This is a genomic window from Burkholderia sp. E168m23 (genome assembly GCF_016586125.1).
Lineage (GTDB): Bacteria > Pseudomonadota > Gammaproteobacteria > Burkholderiales > Burkholderiaceae > Burkholderia > Burkholderia orbicola.
Map to the genome: position 1 here is coordinate 1 of NZ_BCPP01000320.1, position 6,845 is coordinate 6,845.

Here is a 6,845-nt window from a genome sequence, read left to right on the forward strand (position 1 = left end):
GCGCAGCCGTACCGCGATCTCGGCCTCGACGAAATCGACGCAGCCCAGGTCGCGCTCGAGGAAGCCGACTTCATCGTGTCGGCCGGCAACGGCGTGTCCGACATCGGCGCGTTCGAGCGGCTGGCCGGCGTATTTGGCGCGGCGATCGGCGCGAGCCGCGTCGCGGTCGACAACGGCCACTTCACGCGCGACAAGCAGGTCGGCGCGACCGGCAAGACGGTCGAGGCGAGCGTGTACATCGCGTTCGGCATCTCGGGCGCGGTGCAGCATTTGCAGGGGATCAAGGACTGCCGCCACGTGATCGCGGTCAACCTCGACGGCAGCGCGCCGATCGCGAAGCGCGCGAACCTGACGGTGGTCGGCGACGCGCAGGCGACGATCGCCGCGCTGATCGAACAGGTCCAGGCCGCGCGGGCCGCGCGCGGCGAATCGCCGGCCGCGGTCGGCACCCGTGAACCCGAAGGAGTCGCCGCATGAACGCCCCTCGCCCCTTGCAACGCATCGCGGTGCTCGTGTCCGTCGGCCGGCATCCGGTCAGCGGCGTCGCACGCTACAGCCGCAACGATGCGGCCGCGCTCGAAACCGGCCGGCAGCTCGCCGAGCAGCATCGCGCGACGCTCGACGTGATCCACGCGGGCGACCCCGCGAATTCGGCGCTGGCCGAGTATCTCGCGCTCGGTGCGCGGGAGGTCGAGGTGCTGGCCTGCCGCGACGGCGATGATGCCGTGCACGCGCTCGCCGCGCGCGTCGAAGGCTACGACCTCGTGCTGACCGGCACGCGCGCCGAGGGCGCGTACGACACCGGGATGCTGCCGTACCGCGTCGCCGCGGCACTCGGCTATCCGCTCGTCGGCTCGGCCGTCGACGTGACGGTCGAGGGCGGCCGTGCGGCGGTCCGGCAATTTTTGCCGAAAGGGCTGCGGCGGCGTGTCGACGCGGCGCTGCCGGCCGTCGTCGCCGTCCATCCGCTCGCGGGTGTCGAGCCGCGCTATGCGTATGCGCGGCTGCGCGCCGGCGCGATCCGGCCGGCGCTCGCGGCGCCCGGTGCGGACGCCGACGCCACCGCGTGGACGGTCGGCCCGGTCGAGCGTAAACCCGTAAAGCTGGTCGCCGCCGAGAAGCGCTCCGGGCATGCCCGGATGCTGTCCGCGACGACGACCGAAAGCCGTGGCGGCAACGTCGTAAATGAAGGGAGTTCGGTCGAAAAAGCACAAGTGATCCTCGCGTATTTGCGCGAGCATCAGCTCATCGACTACTGATTTTGATGCCTGTCGGCAAGAAACCCAGGGATGCAAGGAATCCGGAGCAAACGATGAAAGTATCGGCAGACATTCGTGCATTGATCGAGCGGCGCAAGGAAGGGCACAGCCTCGACGCACCGTTCTACACGAGCGAGGACATCTTCGCGCTCGACATGGAGGCGATTTTCCGCCAGCACTGGATCCAGGTGGCGATCGAACCGGACATTCCCGAGCCGGGCGATTACGTGACGGTGCAGCTGGGCAACGATTCGATCCTGATCGTGCGCGACGACGACATGGCGATCCGCGCGTTCCACAACGTGTGCCGTCACCGCGGCGCGCGCCTGTGCAACGAAGATAAAGGCTCGGTCGGCAACATCGTGTGCCCATACCACAGCTGGACCTACAACCTGACGGGCCAGCTGATGTTCGCCGAGCACATGGGCGAGAAGTTCGACCGTTGCAAGCACAGCCTGAAGTCGGTGCACGTCGAGAATCTCGCGGGCCTGATCTTCATCTGCCTCGCCGACGAGCCGCCGGTCGATTTCGCGCAGATGCGCGCCGAGATGGAGCCGTACCTGCTGCCGCACGATCTGCCGAACACGAAGATCGCCGCGCAGATCGACATCATCGAGGAAGGCAACTGGAAGCTCACGATGGAGAACAACCGCGAGTGCTATCACTGCGTCGCGAACCATCCGGAGCTGACGATCTCGCTGTACGAATACGGCTTCGGCTACCAGCGTTCCGACGCGAACGCCGAAGGCATGGACGCGTTCGCCGAAACCTGCGTGCGGCGCGGCAAGGAGTGGGCCGAGATGGGCCTGCCGTCCGCCGAAATCGAAAAACTGCTCGACGTGACGGGTTTCCGCACGCAGCGCCTGCCGCTCGACCGTCACGGCGAATCGCAGACGCTCGATGCGAAGGTCGCGTCGAAGAAGCTGCTCGGCGGCTTCGACAAGGCCGACCTCGGCGGGCTGTCGTTCTGGACGCAGCCGAACTCGTGGCACCACTTCATGAGCGATCACATCGTGACGTTCTCGGTGATCCCGCTGTCGGCCGGCAAGACGCTCGTGCGCACGAAGTGGCTCGTGCACAAGGACGCGAAGGAAGGCATCGACTACGACGTGAAGAACCTCACGGCCGTGTGGAACGCGACCAACGACCAGGATCGCGCGCTCGTCGAATTCTCGCAGCGCGGGGCGAACAGCAGCGCGTACGAGCCGGGCCCGTATTCGCCGTACACGGAAGGTCTCGTCGAAAAATTCTCGGCCTGGTATATCGGCCGGCTCGCCGAAAAAACCGGCGCGTAGTACTTAGCAGCGTATATGCGGAGCAAGACATGATGCGAGATGCGGCCAATTTCGAGCCGGCGGACAGCCGGGTGACGCACCCGGCGTTCTGGAACGCGCTGCCCGAGCGCTGGACGAGCGACGTCGAGGAAACGCTGGTGTGCTGCCACGTGCGGCAGGAAACCCATGACGTGAAGAGTTTCTTCTTCCGTTCGCCGCAGGGCCGCACGTTCTCGTTCGAGCCCGGGCAGTTCATCACGCTCGAGCTCGACATCGACGGCGAGACGATCAACCGCTGCTACACGATCTCGTCGTCGCCGGCGCGGCCGCACACGATTTCGATCACGGTCAAGCGCGTGCCGGGCGGCAAGGTGTCGAACTGGCTGCACGACAACCTGCAGCCGGGCGCGGCGGTGCGCGTGCTCGGCCCGGCCGGCGAATTCACCTGCGCGCGGCATCCGGCGCGCAAGTACCTGTTCCTGTCGGCCGGCTCGGGCGTCACGCCGCTGATGTCGATGAGCCGCGCGCACCACGATCTCGCGGAGGATCGCGACATCCTGTTCGTGCACAGCGCACGTACGCCTGACGACATCATCTTCGCGCGCGAGCTCGACCTGATCGCGTCGAACCATACGAATTTCCGCACGTCGTTCGTCGTCGAGCGCGTCGGCGCACGTACCAACTGGCCGGGCGTCACGGGCTTCCTGACGCTGCCGCTGCTCAAGCTGATCGCGCCGGATTTCATGGAACGCGAGATCTTCACGTGCGGCCCCGCGCCGTACATGAAGGCCGTGCGCGACCTGCTCGACGAAGCCGGCTTCGATCGCAAGCAGTATCACGAGGAAAGCTTCTCGTTCGAAACGCTCGCGCAGACCGCGAGCGACGAAGTGCTCGCCGAACTCGTGCCGCCGGTCGAAGGCGGTGACGCCGCGACGAAGCAGTACACGGTCAGCTTCGCGAAGAGCAACCGCGAGATTTCGTGCGGCTCGGAGCAGCACGTGCTCGACGCGGCGCGCCAGTCGGGCGTGCGGCTGCCCGCCTCGTGCACGCAGGGCATGTGCGGCACCTGCAAGGTGAAGCTCGTGTCGGGGCAGGTCGAGATGAAGCACAACGGCGGTATCCGCCAGCGCGAGATCGACCAGGGGATGGTGCTGCTGTGCTGCAGCAAGCCGCTGTCGGATCTCGTGATCGACAAGTAGTCGAAGCACGCCATCGGCTGTCCGGGCGCGTCGCGTCCGGACAAGCATCTGTCGGAAAACAACGATACCGCGGATTTGTGGTTGAAGAACCTAGAGAGACAACGCGCACGGTGCGCAGACCAAGGAGATCGACCATGAAACTGTTCGGAAAACTGTTGTGGACCGGCGCCCTGTCGGCAATGGTGGCATTGAGCGCATCGGCACTGGCCGATACGAAGCCGACGCTGAAAATCGGCTACGTCGAAGGCTGGGACGACAGCGTCGCGACGTCGAACGTCGCGGCCCGCGTCATCGAGAAGAAGCTCGGCTACGAGGTGAAGCTCGTGCCGGTCGCGGCCGGGATCATGTGGCAGGGCGTCGCGCGCGGCGATCTCGATGCGACGCTGTCCGCGTGGCTGCCGGTCACGCACGGCTCGTACTGGGACGAGTACAAGGCCAAGGTCGTCGACCTCGGCGCGAATTTCCCCGATGCGAAGATCGGCCTGATCGTACCCGCGTACGTGAAGGCGAAGAGCATCGACGACCTGAATGCGGAGAAGGGCAGCTTCGGCGGCCGGATCGTCGGCATCGATGCGGGCGCCGGCGTGATGCGCAAGACCGACGACGCGATCAAGAGCTACGGGCTGAACTACACGCTGATGCCCAGCTCGGGCAGCGCGATGACGGCCGAGTTGTCGCGTTCGGTCGGCGCGAACAAGCCGGTGATCGTGACCGGCTGGGCGCCGCACTGGATGTTCGCGAAGTGGAAGCTGCGCTTCCTCGAGGATCCGAAGAAGGTGTTCGGCGGCGCCGAGCACGTCGACAGCGTCGTGAATCCGGGCCTCGAAACCAAGGCGAAGCCGGTCGTCGCGTTCCTGAAGAAATTCCAGTGGAAGCCGGGTGAAATCGACAGCGTGATGCTGGCGATCCAGAACGGCTCGAAGCCGGAAGCGGCCGCGGATGCGTGGATTGCGGCGCATGCCGATCGCGTGAATTCGTGGACGGAAGGCGCACAGTAAGCGCCTCGATCTACGTCGTACGAATCATCATAAAAATACGCCGGGAATGGCATGCAGGAATCCGAAACAATCAGGATGCAATGCGGCCATATCCCGGAATTCTTTTGCGGATTCTGCAAAAAAGCGCGTAAGTTGTTACACTAGCGCCCTTGTGCGGAGTCATCTGCTTTGTATCGGAGCAGCGTAAGCGCCAACGCGCTAACACTGATCGAGAGGAGGAACTGGATGAGTCAGGCAGGACTGCGTGCTAATCGCACCAGTGATGTTGAGGCAACCATCTCACATGATTCGACGGGCCATACGCTGCACCGTGGCCTGACCTGGAAAGACGCTTTTTGGGTGACGAGCGGCGTGCCGGCAGGCGTGCTGTTCACGATCGGCGGCGTATGCGCGACGATCGGCCAGCCCGCGTGGGCGATCTGGATCGCCGCGATCACGATGGGGCTGATTCAAAGCGCGACTTATGCGGAAATATCCGGGCTATTTCCCCATAAATCGGGCGGCGCGTCGGTGTACGGCGCGATTGGCTGGGTGCGTTACAGCAAGCTGATTGCCCCGGTTTCCGTGTGGTGCAACTGGCTCGCGTGGTCGCCGATGCTTGCACTCGGCTGCGGCCTCGCGGCGAGCTACGCGCTCACGAGTCTCTTTCCCGCCAATGCGGCGGTGCTGCACTGGCAGCTCAAGGTTGCGGATCTCGGGTTCATCAAGCCGGGTCTGTCCCTGCGGATCAACGCGACGTTCATCATCGCGACGATTCTGCTTCTCATCACGTTCAAGCTTCAGCACAGCGGTGCGTCGAAGGCTGCACGTACGCAGCGCATTCTCGGCATTGCATCGCTCACGCCGCTGTTGATCGTCGGCATCGTACCGTTCGTCACCGGCGACGTGCCGATGTCGAACCTGCTCCCGCTCTTGCCGCTCGGTCACGACGCGCAGGGCAACCTCACGGCCGCGAGCTTCGGTTCGTGGAACGGGCAGGGCGTGACGATGGCGCTCGGCGCGATGTTCATGGCTGGCTGGGCCTCGTACGGTTTCGAGACGGCCGTCTGCTACACGCGTGAGTTCCGCGATCCACGTCGCGACACCGCGAAGGCGATCTTCTGGTCGGGCGCACTGTGTCTGGTCGTGATGACGCTCGTGCCGATGGCGTTCCAGGGCGCGCTCGGCACGCAGGCGATGCTCGATCCGTCGATCGGCGACGGCACCGGCGTCGCGGCCGCGATGGCGAAGATCGTCGGCGGCGGCGCGTGGGTCGCGAATGCGGTCGTCGTGATGCTGATGCTGTCGATCCTGCTGATCGTGATGACGTCGATGATGGGTTCGTCCCGCACGCTGTACCAGGCATCGGTCGACGGCTGGCTGCCGAAGTACCTGTCGCACGTGAACGAGCATGGCTCGCCCACGCGCGCGATGTGGACCGACCTCGGCTTCAACCTCGTGTTGCTGATGATGTCGGACTACATGACGGTGCTGTCGATCTCGAACGTCTGCTACATGCTGTTCGTATTCCTGAATCTCCAGTCGGGCTGGATCCACCGGATGGATCGCGGCAACTGGGATCGGCCGTTCCGCTGCCCGACCTGGCTGCTCGTCGGCGGCGCGATCTGCGGTTACGCGAACCTCGTCTACGTCGGCGCGGGCGCGAACCTGCAGGGCGAAGGCACGCTGCGCAACGGGCTGATCGCGATGCTGCTGATCGTGCCGGTGTTCCTGTTCCGCCACTACTGGCAAGATCGCGGCCGTTTCCCCGCACAGATGCAGCGGGATATGGAACTGGAAGTGCCGAAGCGCGCGCCATGGCTGAGCCTGATGCCGTATGCGGCGCTGATCGGCGCGGCGTTGACGATCTGGTTGTCGTATTACTTCGCGTGGGTGAAGTGATGCGGTAAGGTGGGCGCGCCGCCGTCGCACGACGACAAAAAGGCCCAGCCGGTTACACGCCGGTTGGGCCTTGTTCGTTTCCGCCGCGTTCGGGTGCGGCCGCCGCCCGCTTACGGAAACACCACCGTCCGGTCGCCGTTCAAAAATACCCGCCGCTCGATGAACGCCTTCACCGCCCGCGCGAGCGTGAGGCTTTCGACGTCGCGCCCCACCGCGAGCAACTGCTCCGGCCGC

Annotated in this window: 6 protein-coding genes and 1 pseudogene; 6 read left to right on the top strand and 1 reads right to left on the bottom strand. The window is 65.0% G+C overall.

Annotation, left to right across the window (positions count from 1 at the left end; genetic code table 11):
• The 6 genes from JMF90_RS17565 to JMF90_RS17590 all read left to right on the top strand — a co-directional run.
• Positions 1-477: FAD-binding protein (locus JMF90_RS17565; protein WP_201325265.1), on the top strand; the 477-nt coding region annotated here is incomplete at its 5' end.
• Complete coding sequence (locus JMF90_RS17570) at positions 474-1,259, top strand: drug:proton antiporter (RefSeq protein ID WP_011547100.1); 786 nt, start codon at positions 474-476, stop codon at positions 1,257-1,259. The genes JMF90_RS17565 and JMF90_RS17570, both read left to right, overlap by 4 nt.
• 53 nt (positions 1,260-1,312) lie before the next feature.
• Positions 1,313-2,554 carry an SRPBCC family protein gene (locus JMF90_RS17575; protein ID WP_011547101.1) on the top strand — a complete coding sequence of 414 codons (1,242 nt, stop codon included), beginning with the start codon at positions 1,313-1,315 and terminating at the stop codon, positions 2,552-2,554.
• Positions 2,555-2,583: 29 nt separating this feature from the next.
• A complete protein-coding gene (locus tag JMF90_RS17580; RefSeq protein WP_011547102.1) occupies positions 2,584-3,732 on the top strand; it encodes a hybrid-cluster NAD(P)-dependent oxidoreductase in 1,149 nt (382 codons plus the stop codon).
• A 134-nt stretch (positions 3,733-3,866) separates the two neighbouring features.
• The gene (locus tag JMF90_RS17585) at positions 3,867-4,730 is read left to right on the top strand and encodes a glycine betaine ABC transporter substrate-binding protein (RefSeq protein WP_006486270.1); all 864 of its coding nucleotides are present in this window, start codon (positions 3,867-3,869) and stop codon (positions 4,728-4,730) included.
• Positions 4,731-4,955: 225 nt separating this feature from the next.
• A complete protein-coding gene (locus JMF90_RS17590; protein WP_011547105.1) occupies positions 4,956-6,611 on the top strand; it encodes an APC family permease in 1,656 nt (551 codons plus the stop codon).
• A gap of 110 nt (positions 6,612-6,721) precedes the next feature.
• On the opposite strand, the pseudogene JMF90_RS17595 reads toward JMF90_RS17590, so the two are convergent.
• Positions 6,722-6,845: pseudogene (locus JMF90_RS17595) on the bottom strand (formyltetrahydrofolate deformylase); the annotation flags it as partial.